Annotated in this window: 14 protein-coding genes; 7 read left to right on the top strand and 7 right to left on the bottom strand. The window is 70.5% G+C overall.

Annotation, left to right across the window (positions count from 1 at the left end):
- Positions 1–74: 74 nt before the first annotated feature.
- The 5 genes from CcI49_RS04135 to CcI49_RS04115 are packed head-to-tail and all read left to right on the top strand — an operon-like array spanning position 75 to position 5,740.
- The gene (locus tag CcI49_RS04135; RefSeq protein ID WP_054567433.1) at positions 75–1,058 is read left to right on the top strand and encodes an MDR family oxidoreductase; all 984 of its coding nucleotides are present in this window, start codon (positions 75–77) and stop codon (positions 1,056–1,058) included.
- 18 nt (positions 1,059–1,076) lie between these two features.
- On the top strand, positions 1,077–2,300 hold the full coding sequence (locus CcI49_RS04130; protein ID WP_076824396.1) for a MaoC family dehydratase N-terminal domain-containing protein: 1,224 nt from the start codon (positions 1,077–1,079) through the stop codon (positions 2,298–2,300).
- Between the two features lie 5 nt (positions 2,301–2,305).
- Entirely contained in the window at positions 2,306–4,063 is a 1,758-nt protein-coding gene (locus CcI49_RS04125) for a class I adenylate-forming enzyme family protein (RefSeq protein ID WP_076824395.1), read from the top strand.
- 52 nt (positions 4,064–4,115) lie between these two features.
- On the top strand, positions 4,116–4,955 hold the full coding sequence (locus CcI49_RS04120; RefSeq protein WP_076824393.1) for a TauD/TfdA family dioxygenase: 840 nt from the start codon (positions 4,116–4,118) through the stop codon (positions 4,953–4,955).
- The gene (locus CcI49_RS04115; RefSeq protein WP_241839885.1) at positions 4,952–5,740 is read left to right on the top strand and encodes an SDR family NAD(P)-dependent oxidoreductase; all 789 of its coding nucleotides are present in this window, start codon (positions 4,952–4,954) and stop codon (positions 5,738–5,740) included. Before CcI49_RS04120 ends, CcI49_RS04115 begins: the two co-directional genes overlap by 4 nt.
- 37 nt (positions 5,741–5,777) lie before the next feature.
- Here CcI49_RS04115 and CcI49_RS04110 read toward each other — a convergent pair whose 3' ends face one another.
- The 4 genes from CcI49_RS04110 to CcI49_RS04095 all read right to left on the bottom strand — a co-directional run bounded on the left by CcI49_RS04110 (position 5,778) and on the right by CcI49_RS04095 (position 11,593).
- Complete coding sequence (locus CcI49_RS04110; RefSeq protein WP_076824391.1) at positions 5,778–7,313, bottom strand: MFS transporter; 1,536 nt, start codon at positions 7,311–7,313, stop codon at positions 5,778–5,780.
- Between the two features lie 158 nt (positions 7,314–7,471).
- Positions 7,472–8,896: an acyl-CoA reductase gene (locus tag CcI49_RS04105; RefSeq protein ID WP_076824389.1), complete on the bottom strand. Its 1,425-nt coding sequence runs from the start codon at positions 8,894–8,896 to the stop codon at positions 7,472–7,474.
- Entirely contained in the window at positions 8,893–10,242 is a 1,350-nt protein-coding gene (locus CcI49_RS04100) for a hypothetical protein (protein ID WP_076824387.1), read from the bottom strand. The genes CcI49_RS04105 and CcI49_RS04100 overlap by 4 nt, the downstream gene beginning before the upstream one ends.
- Before the next feature lie 97 nt (positions 10,243–10,339).
- Positions 10,340–11,593, bottom strand: a complete 1,254-nt coding sequence (locus tag CcI49_RS04095) for an HNH endonuclease signature motif containing protein (RefSeq protein ID WP_076824385.1) — start codon at positions 11,591–11,593, stop codon at positions 10,340–10,342.
- A gap of 1,029 nt (positions 11,594–12,622) precedes the next feature.
- Between CcI49_RS04095 and CcI49_RS04085 the strand changes: the two genes are divergently transcribed.
- Positions 12,623–13,369: a class I SAM-dependent methyltransferase gene (locus CcI49_RS04085; protein ID WP_076824381.1), complete on the top strand. Its 747-nt coding sequence runs from the start codon at positions 12,623–12,625 to the stop codon at positions 13,367–13,369.
- 284 nt (positions 13,370–13,653) lie between these two features.
- Complete coding sequence (locus CcI49_RS04080; protein WP_158230709.1) at positions 13,654–13,983, top strand: hypothetical protein; 330 nt, start codon at positions 13,654–13,656, stop codon at positions 13,981–13,983.
- A 272-nt stretch (positions 13,984–14,255) separates the two neighbouring features.
- Here CcI49_RS04080 and CcI49_RS04075 read toward each other — a convergent pair whose 3' ends face one another.
- The 3 genes from CcI49_RS04075 to CcI49_RS04065 all read right to left on the bottom strand — a co-directional run bounded on the left by CcI49_RS04075 (position 14,256) and on the right by CcI49_RS04065 (position 17,273).
- Complete coding sequence (locus CcI49_RS04075; RefSeq protein WP_035949314.1) at positions 14,256–15,002, bottom strand: SDR family oxidoreductase; 747 nt, start codon at positions 15,000–15,002, stop codon at positions 14,256–14,258.
- A gap of 95 nt (positions 15,003–15,097) precedes the next feature.
- Positions 15,098–15,634, bottom strand: a complete 537-nt coding sequence (locus CcI49_RS04070; protein WP_076824377.1) for a pyridoxamine 5'-phosphate oxidase family protein — start codon at positions 15,632–15,634, stop codon at positions 15,098–15,100.
- 61 nt (positions 15,635–15,695) lie between these two features.
- A complete protein-coding gene (locus CcI49_RS04065) occupies positions 15,696–17,273 on the bottom strand; it encodes a class I adenylate-forming enzyme family protein (RefSeq protein ID WP_076824375.1) in 1,578 nt (525 codons plus the stop codon).
- Positions 17,274–17,628: the final 355 nt, after the last annotated feature.

Raw genomic sequence — 17,628 nt, 5'->3', positions numbered from 1 at the left:
CGGCATCGCTGACCGTGGTCCGTGGGCGGTGCGGCGGAGAAGGCTAACCTGTGAGAAAGGGCTTGGGTTCTCCGATGTTCTCTGCGATCCTCATCGAAAAGGGTGAGTCCGGTCAGTCCGTCAGCGTCACCAGCCTGGACGAGGCGGCGCTTCCGGAAGGCGACGTCACCGTCGAGGTCGAGTACTCGACGCTGAACTACAAGGACGGCCTGGCCATCACCGGCAAGCTGCCCGTGGTGCGGAAGTTCCCGATGGTGCCCGGCATCGACCTGGTCGGCGTCGTCACCGACAGCTCGCATCCGGCCTGGAAGCCCGGCGACCGGGTCGTGCACAACGGCTGGGGCGTCGGCGAGACGCACTGGGGCGGCCTCGCCCAGCGCGCCCGCCTCAAGGGCGACTGGCTGGTGCCGCTGCCGTCCGCGTTCACCCCCCGCCAGTCGATGGCGATCGGCACCGCCGGCTACACCGCGAGTCTCTGCGTGGACGCCCTGCTGAGGTTCGGCGTCCGTCCCGAGCAGGGCGAGGTGCTGGTGACCGGCGCGACCGGCGGCGTCGGCAGCGTCGCGGTGGCCCTGCTCACCAAGGCGGGGTTCAAGGTCGCGGCGGCGACGGGGAAGGCCTCGGAGGCCGACTACCTCGCCGAGCTCGGTGCGGTCACGGTGCTGGACCGCGCGGAGCTGTCCGAGAAGGGCAAGCCGATGCAGAGGGAGCGCTGGGCCGGCGTCGTCGACACCGTCGGCAGCCAGACCCTGGCCAACGCCACCGCGCAGACCCGCTACGGCGGTGCCATCGCCGCCTGCGGCAACGCCCAGGGCATGGACTTCCCCGCCTCGGTCGCGCCGTTCATCCTGCGCGGGGTGTCGTTGCTCGGGATCGACAGTGTGATGGCGCCGTCCACTCCGCGCCTGGCCGCCTGGTCGCGGCTCGCGGCGGACCTGGACCCGAAGGCGCTGGAGCTGATCGCCGAGGAGATCGCGCTGGGTGACGTCATCGCCGCCGCCGACCAGCTGCTCGACGGCAAGGTCCGCGGCCGCATCGTCGTCGACGTCAACCGGTAGCAGGGGAGCACGCAGAGCATGAGCGAGGCATTGGAGAACCCCGAGGCCCTCGAACTGGACCTCACCGACGTCGAGCACCGGGTGGGCAAGCCCATCGGCGGCGGGCAGCTGTGGGAGCCGTGCCAGGCGAGCGACATCCGCCGCTGGGTGATGGCGATGGACTACCCCAACCCGGTGCACTGGGATGAGCAGTTCGCGAAGAAGACCAAGTTCGGTGGGATCATCGCGCCGCAGTCGATCGCCGTCGGGCTCGACTACGGCCACGGCGCGGCCCCGGCCTGCGTGGGCTACATCCCCGGCAGCCACCTGATCTTCGGCGGCGAGGAGTGGTGGTTCTACGGCACCCGGGTGCGGGTCGGCGACAAGCTCTACCAGAAGCGCCGGTTCCACGACTACAAGGTCGCCGAGACCAAGTTCGCCGGGCCGACGATGTTCTCCCGCGGCGACACCGTGCACCACAACCAGGTCGGTGACCTGGTCGCCCGCGAGCGCTCGACCGCCATCCGCTACCTCGCCGCCGAGGCGGAGAAGCGTGGCATGTACGAGAGCCAGCTCGGCGAGATCAAGCGCTGGACGCAGACCGAGCTCGCCGAGATCGACAAGCTGCGTCACTCCTGGCTGCTGTCGAACCGGGACGGTGTGTCCCCGGCGTTCGAGGAGGTGAAGATCGGCGATGTGCTGCCGCGCCGCGTCATCGGCCCGCACAGCATCGCCAGCTTCACCACCGAGTACCGGGCGTTCCTGTTCAACATCTGGGGCACCTTCGGCTGGGTCGCGCCGCCCGGCATCGAGGACCCCTGGGTCTACCAGGACCCGGGCTGGACCGAGGGCTTCGGCTTCGACGAGGAAGGCGCCAAGATCGACCCGCGGCTGCGGGACGGCCTCTACGTCGGCCCGTCGCGCGGCCACATCGACGCCGACCGCGCCAGCGACGTCGGCATGGCCCGCGCCTACGGCTACGGCGCCACGATGGGCGCCTGGTGCACCGACTACCTCGCCTACTGGGCCGGCCACGAGGGCATGGTCCGCCACACCAGGGCGAGCTTCCGCGGGCCGGCGTTCGAAGGGGACGTCACCTACTTCGACGCCGAGGTCGTCGGCAAGGAGGAGGGCTCCGTCTGGGGTGTCCCGCTGGTCCAGGTGCGGCTGCGCCTGACCAACCAGGAGGGCGTCCTGCTCGTGGACTGCACTGCGGAGGTCGAGCTCCCGTACGCCGCCGAGCGCGAAGTCACCGGGGACTGAGCCGAATGACCACGGTGAACGCGAACGACTCCACCTGGTTACCGTCCGTCGTTTCGGGTCCGCCGCTGGCCGAGGAGCCGGGCCTGGGGTCGCTGACCCTGCCCGGCTTCCTCCGGGAGGTCACCGCGACCTACGGTGACCGCGAGGCCCTGGTGTGGCGCACGGCCGACGGTGTCGAGCGCTGGACCTACACCCAGCTGTGGGACCGCGCGGTCGAGGTCGCCAGCGCCCTGCGCGCCGTCGGCGCCGGCAAGGACTCCCGGGTCGGCGTCCTCATGACGAACCGCCCGGAATGGATCTCGGCGGTCTTCGGGGTCACCCTCGCCGGCGGGGTCGCCGTCGTGCTCAGCACCTTCTCGACGGCGGCCGAGCTCGAGCACCTGCTGCAGGTCTCCGGGACGTCGGTGCTGCTGTTCGAGCAGATGGTGGTGAAGAAGGACTTCGCGGCCGTGCTGACGGAGCTCGAGCCGGAGATCGGCAAGGCCCTCCCCGGCGAGCTCCAGTCCGCCCGCTTCCCGTTCCTGCGCCGCCTCGCCGTGATCGGTGGGCCGGGCGCAGCCGGCGGGACGGGTGCACCGGGTGCGGTGGATGGCGCGGGTGGCGCGATCGAGTCCTGGGCGGACTTCCTGGCCCACGGGCGTGACGAGCCGCGGGAGCTGGTGGAGGCGACCGCGGCGTCGGTGGCACCCAGCGATCTGGCGGCGCTGTTCTTCTCCTCCGGCACCACCAGCAAGCCGAAGGGCATCCTGAACTCGCACCGGGGCATCGCCATCCAGCTGTGGCGGTTCCGGCGCATGTACCGGTTCGAGCCGTCGGACGACCTCCGCAGCTGGGCCGCCAACGGCTTCTTCTGGTCGGGCAACTTCGGCATGGTCCTGGGCTCCACCTTCTCCACCGGTGGGTCGGTCGTCCTGCAGGCGACGATGGTCCCCGAGGAGTCGCTGGAGCTCATGCAGGCGGAGCGGGTCAACTTCCCGTTCGCCTGGCCGCACCAGTGGGCGCAGCTGGAATCGGCGCCCAACTGGAAGGACGTCGACCTCAGCGCCATGCGGTTCGTCGACGCCGCCACCGCGCTCGCCCGCCACCCCACCGTGTCGGCGAACTGGCACGAGCCGGGCCACGCCTACGGCAACACCGAGACCTTCACGCTCACCACCTGCTTCCCGGCGAACACCCCGCCCGAGACGCACCGGGACAGCAGCGGCCCGGCCCTGCCCGGGGTGACCGTCAAGATCGTCGACCCGCTGACGGGCCAGGTGCTGCCGCGCGGCGAGCAGGGCGAGATCTGCGTCAAGGGCCCGACGCTCATGCTCGGCTACCTCGGCATCCCGCTGGACGAGACCCTCGACGCCGAAGGCTACTTCCGGACCGGCGACGGCGGCTATCTCGACGATGACGGCCTGCTTTTCTGGAAGGGCCGGCTGAACGACATCATCAAGACCGGCGGTGCCAACGTCTCGCCCCGTGAGGTCGACGAGGCACTGAAATCCTGTCCCGGGGTGAAGGTCGGCCTCACCGTCGGCGTGCCGCACGAGACCCTCGGCGAGATGGTGGTCGCCTGCGTCGTTCTCCACGACGGCGCGGATGTCAGCGCGGAGGAGATCCGCGGGTTCCTGCGGGAGCGGCTGGCGAGTTACAAGGTCCCGCGCCAGGTCCTTTTCTTCGACGAGGCCGACATCACCCTCACGGGCACCGCGAAGGTGAAGACCGCCGACCTGCGCAAGCTGGCCGCGGACCGCCTGGAAAGCGTGGGAGTTCTTTAGAAGCGCGGGAGTTCTCTGGATTCGGGAGTGTTCTGAGAAAGGAGCCGTGACGATGGCTGCTCTGGTCACCGAGAAGCTGGGGGAGTACGTCGGGGCGGAGGTCCTGGACGCCGACGCGGATCGCCTGCTGCACGACGAGGACCTGCCCCAGGCATGCCTGGAGGCGTTGGAGGAGCATGGCGTTCTGCTCTTCCGCGAGCTGAATCTCGACTATGCCACCCAGGTCGCGTTCTGCCGGCGGCTCGGCGAGCTGCTGTCTTTTCCGAAGACGCCGCCGCTGGACTTCCCGGAGATCATGGAGATCAACTGGGATCCGGCGAACCCGCGGTCGGACTATTTCCGCGGGAACACCGCCTGGCACATCGACGGGGCGCTCGATCCGGGCAATCCGCCGAAGGCTTCGGTGATGAGCGGCGGCGTGGTCACCGACAGCGGCGGTGAGACGGAGTTCGCCAGCACCTACGCCGCCTACGACAGCCTTTCCGCCCAGGAGAAGGAGGAGTTCGGCCGGCTGCGTGTCATTCACACGCTGGAGGCGATCCTGCGGCCGGCCTACCCGAATCCGACCCCGGAGCAGCGGGCCGACTGGGCGAAACGCCCGGCGAAGGAGCACCCGCTGGTGTGGCGGCACGAGTCCGGGCGCCGCTCCCTGGTGTTCGGGTCGACGACGTCCCATATCGCCGGCATGGACGAGGCGCAGGGCCGGGCGCTGCTTGACGAGCTGGAGCGGCGCGCCACCACACCGGACCGGGTGCTCCAGCACACCTGGAAGCAGGGCGACATGGTGATCTGGGACAACCGCGGTCTGGTCCACCGCGTTCGCCCGTTCGATCCGGACGTGCCCCGCCGGATGTACCGGACGACCCTCGCCGGCGACGAGCCGATCCAGTGAACGTGGACACAGTGAACGTGGACACGGCGAACGTGGACACGGCGCGCGCGCGCACGGCCATCGTCACGGGCGGCGCCTCGGGGATCGGGCTGGCGATCGCCCGCCGGCTCGCCCGGGACGGGGCGAGCATCGCGATCTTCGACATCGACGGCGAGGCCGCCGCGGCCGCGGCGGCCTCGATCGAGGCCGCCGGTGGCCGGGCCCGCGGCTACCCCGTCGACGTCACGGACCGGGCCGCCATCGACACCGGGGTCGAGCGGACGCGTGACGAACTCGGCCGGCCGACGATCCTGGTGAACAACGCCGGTATGACACCGGCCAGCCCCTTCCTCGACCTCAGCTTCGAGACCTGGAGCCGGTCGATCTCCATCAACCTGGACAGCGTCTTCCACTGCTGCCAGGCGGTGCTCCCCGCCATGCTGGAGGAGGGCTGGGGGCGCATCGTGAACATCTCTTCGTCCAGCGTCCACAGCGGCTCCCCGAGGCTGGGCGCCTACGTCTCGGCGAAGTCGGGGGTGGTGGGCCTGACGAAGGTCCTCGCGCTCGAGTTCGGCCCGCGGGGCATCACCGTCAACACGATCCCGCCGGGCTTCATCGACACCCCGATGCTGCGCGACGCGGAGAAGAACGGCGTGATGAACGTCGAGCAGCAGACCGCGAAGACCCCGGTCGGCCGGATCGGCCAGCCGGAGGACGTCGCGGCGGCGTGTGCGTTCCTCGTTCGTGAGGAGGCCGGCTACATCACCGGCCAGGTCTTCGGTGTGAACGGCGGCCGCAACACCTGACCCAGGCCTGCGCCCCAGCCCCGCCTCTCAACGCCAGCTAGGCGGTCACGGAGGTGGGGCTGGGGTCGTCGGTGGCCGTGGGCCGTCCAACGGACCCGCCAGACCCGGTGGATGCCGCAGGTCCCGATGGCCCCGCGGAACCAGTCCGGAGGGAGCGCTGGCCGGCGCCCGTGGGGAGTGTGAGAGCGACCAGACCGGCGACAACGGCGATCACGGCCCCCAGGGCCAGGCACACCCTGATCCCGGTCAGCGACGGTGCGGTGGCGGTGCCGAGGGGGACTGTCAGGTGGGCGAGAACGACCGCGACGACGGCACTCGCCGTCGACATCCCGATCGCGCGTGACAGGCTGTTCAGCGCGTTGGCGGACGCGCTTTGCGAGGGGGGTACAGCACCCATGATCAGCGCCGGCATGGCCGCGTAGGCGAACGAGACGCCGCAGCTGTTCACCAGACTGAACACCGTCACTCCGACGGGGGAGCCGAGCAGCCCGAGGCCGCCGACATGTGCGGCGGCCATCACCCCCGTGCCGAGGAGCAGGGTCACCTTCGGTCCGCGCGCGGCGGTGAGCCGCGCGGTCAGCGGTGCGATGGCCATCATCGCCAGCCCTCCAGGCGCCATCCACAGGCCGGCGGCCAGCATCGACTGTCCGAGGCCATAGCCGGTCCCCCCGGGCAGCTGCAGCACCTGGGGCGCGACCAGGGTGATGATGTACATCGCGAAGCCGACGATCAGCGCGCACAGGTTGGTCAGCAGGACCGGCCGCTGGGCACTTGCCCGCAGATCGACCAGCGGCGCGGCTACTCGGATCTCGAAGGCGCCCCACAGGACGAGCACGACGACGGCCGTGCCGAGCAGGGACAGCGTCGTCACGCTGCCCCAGCCCCAGCTGCTGCCCTTGGTGATGGCCAACAGCATGGCGAGCAGCCCCGCGGTGAGGCCGAGCGCGCCGACGATGTCGAACCGCCCGACCGCCCGCACCGGCGACTCGGGAACCGCGACCCGTACCAGCACGGCGAACACCGCCCCGGAGCCGGCGCACAGCCAGAACAGCACATGCCAGTCGGCGGCCTGCGCGATCAGCGAGGAGATCGGCAGGCCGAGCGCGCCGCCGACCCCGAAGGACGAGCTCATGAGGGCGATCGCGCCCGGCAGCCGGGCTGGCGGCAGAACGTCACGCATGATGCTGATGCCGAGCGGGACCGCCGCCATCCCCACGCCCTGCAACGCCCGCCCGGCGGTCACCGGTACCAGCGCGCTGGTGAGTGCGCAGATCGAGGAGCCGACGACCATCACCCAGGTGCAGGCGATGAGCACCCGCCGCTTTCCGTGCAGGTCACCGAGCCGCCCCGCCACCGGCATGGCGACCGCCCCGGCCAGCAGCGTCGCGGTGATCGCCCAGGAGGCGTCCGCCGCTGACGAGGTGTGCAACAGCGCCGGCAGCGTCGGGATAAGAGGCACGATGACCGTGCCCATGATCGTGACGACGACGCCGGCACCGGCGAGCGCCAGCACAATCGCCCGGACGGAGGCGTCGGAGACAGGCTGGACCGGGGCGGCCTGGCTGGAACCCACGAGGATCGCTCACCTTCATGGCCGGCGCTGGTGGACCACCGACCAGCTGGACCGCCGACCTTCGCGCAAGCAAGCCTAGAGGCAAACCGATATGTCAGGCATCCGGTTAGGTGTCCGCCCTGCTGGTATGTCTGCTGGTCTGTCTGGTTTCCTGCCTCTCAGGCGTCCTCGTCCGACATCCAGTGCACGAAGCGCTGGAGGGGGAACATCGCGTCGTGCGGGCCGCCCTCCACGTGCTTCGCGGCGCCGCCGATGCGCACCACCCGCTGGGCTCCCGCGCTGGCGAGCCGGTCGCGCATCGCCCGTTTGAGCTCCGGCGGATACATACCGATGGTCTGGGTCGCGACGTTCACGAACCGGACGGCCTGGTCGATCGAGTCCAGGTGCACGACGTTGACCGTCTTGTTGCTCGGGTGGAACTCCACCGGGTCGGAGGTCAGCACCACCAGGCCGCGGCCGTCGGGGCGCCCCCACACCTTGACCTCGTCGTCGAGCACCTGAAGCATCTGGATCTCGTCGCGCAGGTCGCCAGGCAGCGGATGCGCCGTCTCTGACGCGGTCTCGCGGTCCACCCCGAGGCGCGACTGCAGTCGTGCGCAGAACGTCTCGATGCCGGAGCGCTCACCCGCGACGAAGATGAAGCGGCTGGCCAGGCAGGCCTCCTGGTTGAAGACCGACACATCGACCGCGGCCGCCTCGGCGACCGCGTCGATGACGGCGTCGGAGGTGAAGGTCTCCGGCCCGAGGATCGAGATCGACGTCTTCGGGTCGAACGAGACCAGCTGCAGCCCCGGCCCCAGATACTTGATCACGTTGTTGATGGCGTCGCCGCCGCCCCAGGCGACGATCCGGTCGAAGAACTGCGGCCGGTAGAGCGTCCGCTCGATCCGCTCGTCGCCGCCACGCCAGTACACCGCGGACATCGACCGCACGACCGGATGGTCGGGGTCGACCTCGGCCATCGTCCGCAGCATCGCGACGCAGGTGAACGGGTCGCTCGAGGGCATCTTGAAGACGTTGACCGCCTTGACGAGCGCGCCCTGCGCGATCGAGGAGATGCAGCCGGTCGGCGAGTTGCCGGCCAGCATGTGGATCATCCGGGGTGGGAAGGCACGTAGCGCGCCGTGCTGGCCGTGGTGGTCGGTCCGCTCGACCCAGCCGTCGAGCGCCGCCGGGTTGGCGAAGTTGGTCTCGATGCTGGACCACAGCGCCCGCTTCGTCAGCCGCAGGCGTGCGGAGCGGAACAGGTTCTCGATCACCCGGCGCGGCAGCGGGTTGGTGGCGGCGATGAGATCCGCGGCCCGCTGCAGGTGGGCGTTCTCCTCCAGTACCAGCCGCTCACCGCAGGCGACGAGGAAGTCGATGATCTCCTCGATCGGCACGTCGAGCAGCGGTGGCAGCTCCCGGCGCGGCGTCACCAGGTCGTCGAGCACGATCTCGGGCGTCGCGAACTCGACGCCGAGGTCACGGGACCGGTAGTGCACCGCGCCACCGGGGACCACCCGCCCCCGCACGAAGTGATCGACCCGGATGACCTCGGTGGCCTTTGTTGCGGTTGCCGGGCCGGTTTCGGTGGTCGTCATGACAGCCCCCGGACGTAGGCGTCGACGGTGCCGGCGCAGCCGATCTTGTCGTCGCCTTCGAGGTCGGCGTAGCGGGTGATGTCGTCCCGCACGCTGGGGCTCGCGTTGCCGCAGGCACACGGGTCGAGGTCCAGCGAGATCCGGTCACCGGTCACCACGCCGCCCCACCGGCCGTCGAGCGACAGGTCGAAGAACGCCGCGCGGCCCTGCACCTCGCCCGATTCGTGCGGAAGCAGAACGTCGCCATCGGAGTCGAGCACGAACGGCACGACCCACGGCGGCACGTGGTAGCGGCCACCGGCGGCGCAGCGCGGCATGCCCGAGTTCAGCTCCTGCATGCCGTACATCTGGAACCTGCGGCCGGCGGGGATGTTGAAGGTCTCGTAGACGTACTCCTGGTAGTCCGGTGGGAGCTTGGCCCGCTTGAGACCGCCGCCGACGTAGATGCAGTTGTCCGGGTTGAAGTCCGAGCCGCTGTAGCCCATCTCGCGCACCATTCCGGCTACGAGGTACAGCGCGTTCCACATGCCGGCGAGGTACAGCTTGTCTGCGCGGGATGCGACGACGTGCTCGGCGGCCTTGACGTAGGCGGTCTGGAGTGTCTGCTCGCGCTCCCGCGAGGTCGCCTCGAAGTCGGCGATCTCGTCCGGTCGGGCGGTGCCGTCCGCGATCGCCTTGCGCAGGACGACCATCTTCGTCATCTGGCCGATCGTGATCGGTGGCATGGGCAGCGTGAACGGTTCGAGGCGCGGGTCACCGAACGCGGCCTGCTGGGCGTCGCGCGCGTTGAGGTTCTTGGCGACGGCGGCGGTGGGCGCGATGCCGATCATCCTGCGGTCACGCTCGGGTCGCACTCCGGATCCCCACGCGAAGACGCCGACCGTGTCCAGGCGCGACCACGCCATGTCCTGCTCAGAGGCGATCATCATCGCGGACTTGCCGGTCGTTCCGCTCGAACATGAGATGTAGTGCCCCACCGCCTCGTAACGGGCGATCCAGTCGTCCATGTCGACGACGTCCGAGGTGTCGATCGGCGTGAGCGGGTGTGCTGACACGGTGCCGAGCCACCTGCCCAGCCGATCCCACCTCCGCTCGCTCAGGAAGCTCTCCGGGTAGCTCTTGTACGCGGTGTGCGGGAACAGCAGCCCGACCGCGTCCGCCCGGGAGCGGATCTCGCTGATGCCCGCCTCCCTCGCGCGGAACGCGAGTAACCGGATCCGCTCCCGGCGTTCCTGGAACAGCTCGTTCATCGCCTCGACCTGCGTCTCGCGGAGATCCGCGTACGGGATCGCGAAGCGCTCCTCCGACTGGACCAGCCCTGTCAGACGCTCGACTGCCGCACTCACCCTGGGCCCTCTCCCTTCCGGAACGTTTTTACTAGACTCGCGGGTCTAGTTTCTGATGTCAAGGTCCGGGCTGTCGCGCGGCCTGCGGAGGGGGGTCTCAGCCGGCCGGGAGGTGTTCCTCGCCTGAGATGTAGTCGTGCGGGTGGACGGTGAACCTGGTGCCGAGTGGGCTCGTCCAGGTGAACGTGCCGGGGCGTGGCTGGCGGACGATCCAGGGACGGTCGGGGTGATGGCGCAGGCGGTGGTGCTTGAGGCAGAGCGGCCCGAGGTTGTCGACGATCGTGGGCCCGCCGGCGGCGTAGGGCGTGGTGTGGTCGGTGTCGGTGCGGGTGGCGCGGCGGGTGCAGCCGGGGTGGACGCAGATGCGGTTGCGGGCACGTACATGCCGGACCTGGGCGGGGCTGGGGTGGCGCCGGTCGGCGACCTCGATCAGCGCCCCCTGCGGATCAACGAGCATGCGCCGCCAGGTGGAGGTCGGGCGCATCGCCAGGTCCCGGGCGATGTCGGCAGGTATGGGACCGAAGCCCGGGATCTCACCGGGCTCCTCGCCCAGCCCGAGCAGGGCTGTGATCGGAACGATGACCTGGACGTCGCAGGGCAGCGAGCGCAGCGGTGTGCGGCCGGTGATGCGGTCGACGAGGGTGTCTGCGCGGATCTGGTCGCGGGTGCGCTGGTCGTCCGCATCGCGGGTACGGATGATCTCATCGGCGATCTGGTTGAGCTGGTTGTCGCAGGCCGCGGCGTCCTCCGCGGGCAGTAGCGCGGACAGGGTGCTGGTGGCGTCGTCGCCGGGGTGGAGCCGGACGTGATGGCCCTTGCGGCGTTCCGCGGCACGCTCGGCGGCGCCGCCGGGGTCGACGTTGAGCACGGCGCGACGGCAGGCGGCACCGAACGCGCCCCGGTTGCGTCGCGGCCCGCCGGCCAGGACCTGCTCCTCGACCTGGCTGGCCTGCTCGTCGGTGAGGGGGCTGACGGCGGTCTCCAACGACCGCAGACGTTGCAGGTCGAGGATGCCGTCCTCCAGGGCCTGCATCGCTCGGGGGAGCCGCCGCACCGCGGAGAAGGCGAAACCCATCTGCCCACCAGCGGTGGCGGCGGATACCCGCAGCACGCCGGCGAGCTCCGCCGGGGCGAACATGTCGAACGAGAACAGCGGGTCGGCCTCGGCCGACGGTCGCAGCCCGGCGTACTCGGCGAGCAGCCGCAGCATTGCGGCGTGGGCCGCGGCCAGCGCCGCGGCCTGAACACCGATCCGGGACAGCAGGTCGCGAACCTGGTCGTCGAAGGCCGCGACCGCGTCCCGCACCCGGGATGCGCCAGATGCTTCGCTCGCACGTGTGGGTGCTGGCATGGCGTGCTCACCTCGCCCGAACCGAACCCGTGTGCCCGGCGGATCGCGAACACATGTTCGATTATCGATGGTCGAAGCCTGCCGGAACGGGCGCTGCGCGTGGAGACCACAGGGAGTACCGCGGAGGACGCCAACAGCCTCCGCGCCGCAGGCGGCGACCCGAGTCGACCCAACTGGCCGCGGGCTGTGCGGTCGCACCGCAGCCATGGGTAGGGCGGTCTCGTCGAATCCCTCGCGGCCAGCGATGAGGAGGCGCCGGCGTCGGGCTGGCCTGTGCGGCGTTCAGGAATGCCGGCAGCAGCTGCCCCACGGAGGGTCGCGTCGAGAGGGTCGCGTCTGCAGGAAATGCGCCGGAACCAGTCTCCGGCCTGGTGGTCGGGCAGCGTCGACAGCGTGGCCGTCCACCCGCCGGTGGTAACGTTGTGCCGCGGCGACGGAATGTGTGAACGCGGAGATCGACGGAGGTGAGTTGATGACTGTCGTGGAGACCACCGCATTGCGCTGTGCCCGGATCATCCTCGCTTCCCGGGCCCTGCCCTGACCTTCGCCTGTCATTCTCGCAGCTGGGAGTAGTCCCGGCAGGCATGCTGTCCGGCTGGGCCCCTTTCAAGGGTCTCCACAGTGCTTCATCAACCTTCTGCGCGCCGACCTGGCGCTCTCCGTTCTCCTGCACGGGTCACGTTTTCAGCCGGCTACGACTTGGAACGCGGAACGTGAGAGTTCTTTCGCCCGGCCGCAGGCCGACGGACCGTCTTCCAGCCACCTCGTGCGGGCCGATCGCGGCCTGCGCGCCGTCGTGGCTGCGACCGGGACCGTCCTGCTGGCTGTCATCCCTCCGGCGGTCGCCGGAAACCGGTTGGCTGTCCGGCTCGCTGGCTACCTGTCCGGCTGGCCCCTGCGGCCGTCCTCTCCGCCACCGTCGTCGAGCCGAAGGACGCCGAACGCCCGCTGCCAGGACCGCGTCGCGCCCATGCGGGGCGTCACCAACCGCGTCTCACATCCCAAGGCATGACAGAAGGGAATTCGGTCATGGACCTTCCTCGTATCTTCACCATCCGTGAAAGCAGCCACCGGATCCACAATCCGCTGACCGCGGCCAAGCTCGCGGCCCTGGGCGAATCGCTGCACCTCGCTCCCGGGACACGGGTGCTCGATCTGGCCAGTGGCTCCGGCGAGCTGCTGTGCACCTGGGCGCGTGACCACGGGATCACGGGCACCGGCGTGGACATCAGCACAACCTTCACCGAGCAGGCCCGGGCCCGCGCCGCCGAGCTCGGCGTCGCCGACCGGGTCGAGTTCGTCCACGGGGATGCGCGCGGCCATGTCGCGGACGAGCCGGTCGACCTGGCCGCCTGTGTCGGCGCCACGTGGATCGGGAACGGCGTCGCCGGGACGGCCGAGCTGCTCAGCCGCAGCCTCCGCCCCGGAGGCCTGATGCTGATCGGCGAGCCGTACTGGCGGCGGACCCCTCCCGACGAGGAGACCGCCAAGGCCTGCCACGCCACCGGCATCGCCGACTTCCTGCGCCTGCCGGACCTGATCGTGCATTTCCGGGAACTCGGGTACGACCTTGTGGAGATGACACTGGCCGATCAGGACAGCTGGGACCGGTACGCCGCGGCCCAGTGGCTGAACCTGCGCCGCTGGCTCGACCGGAACCCGGACGACGAACTGGTGCCCGAGGTCAGGGAAGAGCTCACCACGGAGCCCGCCCGCTACGCGCGATGCACACGTGAGTATCTCGGCTGGGGAGTCTTCGCTCTCGTGAGGCGCTGATTCTCACCTCTCGTGCGGGCCCGTAAACCATGCGGCCCGGGCCTGCACGGGAATTTCCTTGTCGGCGTCGACCCGGCTAGCGTGTCCACCCCGCACAGGAGGTCTCGTCGATGGCATTCGGTTGTTCCCTGGAAAGGCCGACCTCTCCGCTCGCGGCCGGCGCGGCGTCGATTTCCCCGGAGGTCGACGATGACTATGACAGCCTGGTCATGACTGCCTGCCACCTGCTCGGCGAGACTGACTGTCGTTTTCGCATCCACGGTTTCGGCTGTCCCGAGTGGCTGGTGGACGTCGCCTACGACCTCTCGGTCTTCATGGAGCAGCTGCCTGAGCTCCTGGCAGGTGTCAGGCTCCGGAGGCGCACGGAGATCGACCTGTACTCCCAGGGGCTCGAGCGAACCCTGGAGTTCATCCCCGGGGGAGACCTTGTGGAGATCCACTGTCTGTCGAGGACGGACTGGATACCGAATCCGAGCGTCGAAGAAGTGGGAACTCCTGCTCTCGAGGCGATGCTCACCGGGCTGGCCGCCGAATTCGCGGCATCCCTCACGGTGATCGGATCTCACCTCGCCTGGATGAAACCATTTTCCAGCTGGGCTCCAGATCCCTCCTGACTCCTGAATCCAGACGCCTGCGCGTGCGCGTGCATGCCAGCGGGACGGACGTACGCCTGTGCCGCGCGACGCGGCCTGACGCCGTCGTGCGCATTGTCGAGGTTCATCCGGAACATCCGCAGGCGAAAGGAGCCGCCTGACGCTTCAGGCCTCCGGCTCGCTCGACGGAGCGGGCGGTGGGTGCCGGATGAGGTCACGGCGGGACACGCCGAGCTTGCGATGCACCCGGCCGATGTGTGGCTCGATGGTCCGGATGGCGACCGGCCCTGGCCTCAGCGGGCGGTCCAGCCGCCGTCCACGACGATGGTCTGGCCGGTGACGTAGCTGCCGGCGTCGCCGGCGAGCCACAGGACGGCGCCGACGATGTCCTCGGCGGTTCCCTCCTTCGGCAGCGGGGTGTTGCGGCGCAGGTACTCGATCGACTTCTCGCTGGAGTAGAGCGGGCCGGTGATCTCGCTGCGGAAGAAGCCGGGGGCGACCGTGTTGACCCGGATCGAGTGCCGCGCCCACTGCACCGCGAGCTCGGACGTCAGCCCGGACAGACCGGCCTTGCTGGCCGCGTAGGACGCCTGCGGGATGCCGGGGATGCCGACCTTCCCGCTGATCGACGAGATGTTGATGATGGTGCCGCGGCCGGCGGCGACCATGTGTGGGAAGACGTCCTGGGCGAGCAGGAACGGGGCGAGCAGGTTGAGGTCGATCGTGCGGCGGGACGCCTCGACCGGCTCGGATTCGGCCCGCTCGTAGGTGAACATGCTGCCGGCGCCGTTGACGAGGATCTCCGGTGCTCCGAGGCCCTCGACGACTGCCGGCACGACGGTGCGGACGGCGGTGAGGTCGGAGAGGTCGCAGGCGACCGGCAGCCCGTCGATCTCCTTCGCGAGCTCGGTCAGCTTGTCGAGCCGCCGGGCGACGACCGCGACCCGGGCACCGAACGCGGCCAGCGCCCGCGCGACGGCGACACCGAGACCGGAGGAGGCGCCGGTCACGATGGCGACCCGGCCGTCGAGGCCGAACATCCGGGCCGTGGCACCCGCGACCGTGGCAGCCGTGGCAGCCGTGGCAGCCACGGCCGGCCCCTCGTGCGCGGCGTTCGCGGTCTCGGCGGCCGGCGTCATGAGGACGTCCCTTCGTTGGCGGTGTCTGCCAGGTCGGTGTCTGCCAGGTCGATGGTGCCGGTGGGCTGGGTGTCGGGGCCAGCGGGCGGGGCCAGCCGGATCCGGGAGTTGTCCCAGCGCAACAGTCGTCCCTGCGGGTCCAGGCGCAGGACGACCCGGTCGGCGTAGGCGGCGCGGGCCGCGGCGGGTAACCGCTCGGGCGGCACCCGGTAGGCGGCGTACTTGCTGTCGAGCATGCCGCGGACCCGGGTGCGTGTCTCTTCGTCATCCACCACCCGGATCCGTCCGCTGAGATGGACGGCACGCAGGTCGACCCAGGCCCGGCCGGACTCGACCAGGAACGCCGCCCGCGGCTCCCGGCGGATCCGGGCCAGCTTGGCCGCCCGGTGCGGCGTCGAAAGGTACACGGCGCGGTCCACGACGACGAACCACATCGGCAGCGAGACCGGTGCGCCGTCGGAACGCAGCGTGGTCAGGATCCCGGTGTGCGCCCCGGCCACGAACTCCCAGGCGTCGTCCTGGCTCACCAGCATCGGGCCGCCCAGCGGCAGGCCGCGTGCCTCGTTGAGTCCATCTGCGCGGTCATCCGCGCGGTCATCGGCCGGTGTCGACGAGGTCGGTGAGGCCGGTGCGCTGGACCTTGCCCATGGCGTTGACCGGCAGCGCGTCGACCTGCGTCCAGAACTCGGGCACCTTGTACGGCGAGAGCTCGCGGCGGCACAGCTCGGCGAGCGCGTCCATGTCGAGGGTGGGTCCGGCGCTTTCGACGACCGCGGCGACCCGCTGGCCGAGACGGTCGTCGGGGACGGGGCACACCGCGACCCGGGCGACGTCCGGGTGGGTGGCGATGACCCGCTCGATCTCCAGCGGGTAGATGTTCGCCCCGCCGCGGATGATGACCAGCTTCTTGCGGTCCAGCACGGACAGCCAGCCGTCGGCGTCGACCGTCCCGACGTCACCGGTCGCGACCGGGCCAGGCTCCGGTGGGCGGATCCGGCCGGATTCCCAGTAGCCGAGCAGCGGCCGCCACACGCCGGCCCACGGCCCGGACGTCGCGCCGGCGAGCTTCAGCTCCCCGAGCTCGCCGGGGGGCAGCCGGTTGCCGTCGTCGTCGTAGGCGGCGACGCCGTAGCTCGGCAGTACCCGTCCGCTGGTGCCCGGACGCCACTCGCCGTCGGCCGGGTCGATCGAGACGACCGTCGGCGCCTCGGTCAGCCCGTAGGTGACCCGGGGGACCAGTCCGTGCGTCTCGGCGAACGCGGTGCGCAGTGAGTCGGGGGTGTCGCTGCCGCCGCTCCACACCTCGCGCAGGGAGCTCAGGTCGGCGTCCGGCCGGCCGGCGAGGTCGTAGAGCTGGGCCGGTGCGCCGTTCCAGACGGTGACGCGGCGGCTGGAGATCCATTCGATGACGCCGGCGACGTCGCGGCGGTTCATGATGACCGCGCAGCCGCCGGCCTGCGCGGTGAGCAGGGTCGACAGCACCATGAGGTTGAGGATCGTCAGCGGGAAGCTGTCACCCTTGCGCAGCTCGGGGCCCCAGCCGCGGGTGGCGACGAGGACGGCGCCGGGCAGCAGCAGGTTGCGCTGGCTGTGCACGACGGCCTTGGGACGTCCCGACGTCCCGCTGGTGAAGGCGATGCCGGCGGGGGCGTCGATGTCGAGGCCGAGACCGGGTGGCGGGGCCGTCTCGTCGGTGGCCTCGGCCAGCAGCGCGCGCCACCGGTCGAGGCCCACGAGGTCGCTGCCGCCGCCCCGGTGACTGTCGGCGTCGTCGTGGGGACCGTCGCCGCCGCCCTCGGGGCGATCAACGGGCGACGTCAGCAGGCACCGTGGGCCGGCGAGGACGACCTTCGGGTCGCAGATGTCGCGCAGGTCCCGCTGTTCGGCGACGGTGAGGGCCTCGCCGATGCCGGCCCAGACGGCGCCGATGCGCTGGGCGCCGTGGAACGCCGCGACGATGTCGAGGTCGTTGGGCAGACAGGCCGCGACCCGGTCTCCAGGACGCACACCGAGAGACCACAGCGCGCCGGCCGCGCGGCGGGCCTGGTCGTCGAGCTCGGCGTAGGTCCAGGAACCGGAGACGGCCTCGACCGCGACGGTGTCCGGGCGGTTCGCGAGGGCGTCGTCGAGGACGCGGGCGATCGGGCGGGGCTCGCCACCAGTGGTGCTCACGAACTCTTGATAGCACTATCCTTGCAAGGATTCATCCTCTAGTCTCGACGGGCGCCGTCTTCGGGAAACAAGTGCCCCGGGTGCGGCGGACGCTGGGATCATGGCCGTGACCGACCGCCGCGACCACCCACCGTGACTACCCGCCGTGACCACCCGTTGTGACGATCCGCCGCGCACCCCGCCAGGCGACGGTGCCGCGTGCCGGCCGGGCCGTCGCACGCCCCGGGCCGCCCGTTCGGGCCGGCCGTTGGGCGTGCCATGCGGGATGGTTGGGGCGGTTGGGGCAGATGGATGGCGCGGCGGAACGATGGTGGCGCGGGCCGCAGGAACGATAGGGGTGGTCGATACGTGAAGG

The sequence above is a fragment of the Frankia sp. CcI49 genome, from assembly GCF_001983215.1.
Taxonomy (GTDB): Bacteria; Actinomycetota; Actinomycetes; order Frankiales; family Frankiaceae; genus Parafrankia; species Parafrankia irregularis.
Note: the sequence above shows the minus strand (reverse complement) of the source record. Positions and strands in the feature narration are given on the sequence as shown.

What these genes read in the sequence shown, in the direction of transcription:
- CcI49_RS04120 (WP_076824393.1), top strand. Translation starts at nt 4,116, where the DNA reads ATGGCTGCTCTGGTCACCGAGAAGCTGGGGGAGTACGTCGGGGCGGAG.
- CcI49_RS04075 (WP_035949314.1), bottom strand. Translation starts at nt 15,002, where the DNA reads ATGTTCGGCCTCGACGGCCGGGTCGCCATCGTGACCGGCGCCTCCTCC.
- CcI49_RS04085 (WP_076824381.1), top strand. Translation starts at nt 12,623, where the DNA reads ATGGACCTTCCTCGTATCTTCACCATCCGTGAAAGCAGCCACCGGATC.
- CcI49_RS04135 (WP_054567433.1), top strand. Translation starts at nt 75, where the DNA reads ATGTTCTCTGCGATCCTCATCGAAAAGGGTGAGTCCGGTCAGTCCGTC.
- CcI49_RS04095 (WP_076824385.1), bottom strand. Translation starts at nt 11,593, where the DNA reads ATGCCAGCACCCACACGTGCGAGCGAAGCATCTGGCGCATCCCGGGTG.
- CcI49_RS04125 (WP_076824395.1), top strand. Translation starts at nt 2,306, where the DNA reads ATGACCACGGTGAACGCGAACGACTCCACCTGGTTACCGTCCGTCGTT.
- CcI49_RS04130 (WP_076824396.1), top strand. Translation starts at nt 1,077, where the DNA reads ATGAGCGAGGCATTGGAGAACCCCGAGGCCCTCGAACTGGACCTCACC.
- CcI49_RS04105 (WP_076824389.1), bottom strand. Translation starts at nt 8,896, where the DNA reads ATGACGACCACCGAAACCGGCCCGGCAACCGCAACAAAGGCCACCGAG.
- CcI49_RS04070 (WP_076824377.1), bottom strand. Translation starts at nt 15,634, where the DNA reads ATGCTGGTGAGCCAGGACGACGCCTGGGAGTTCGTGGCCGGGGCGCAC.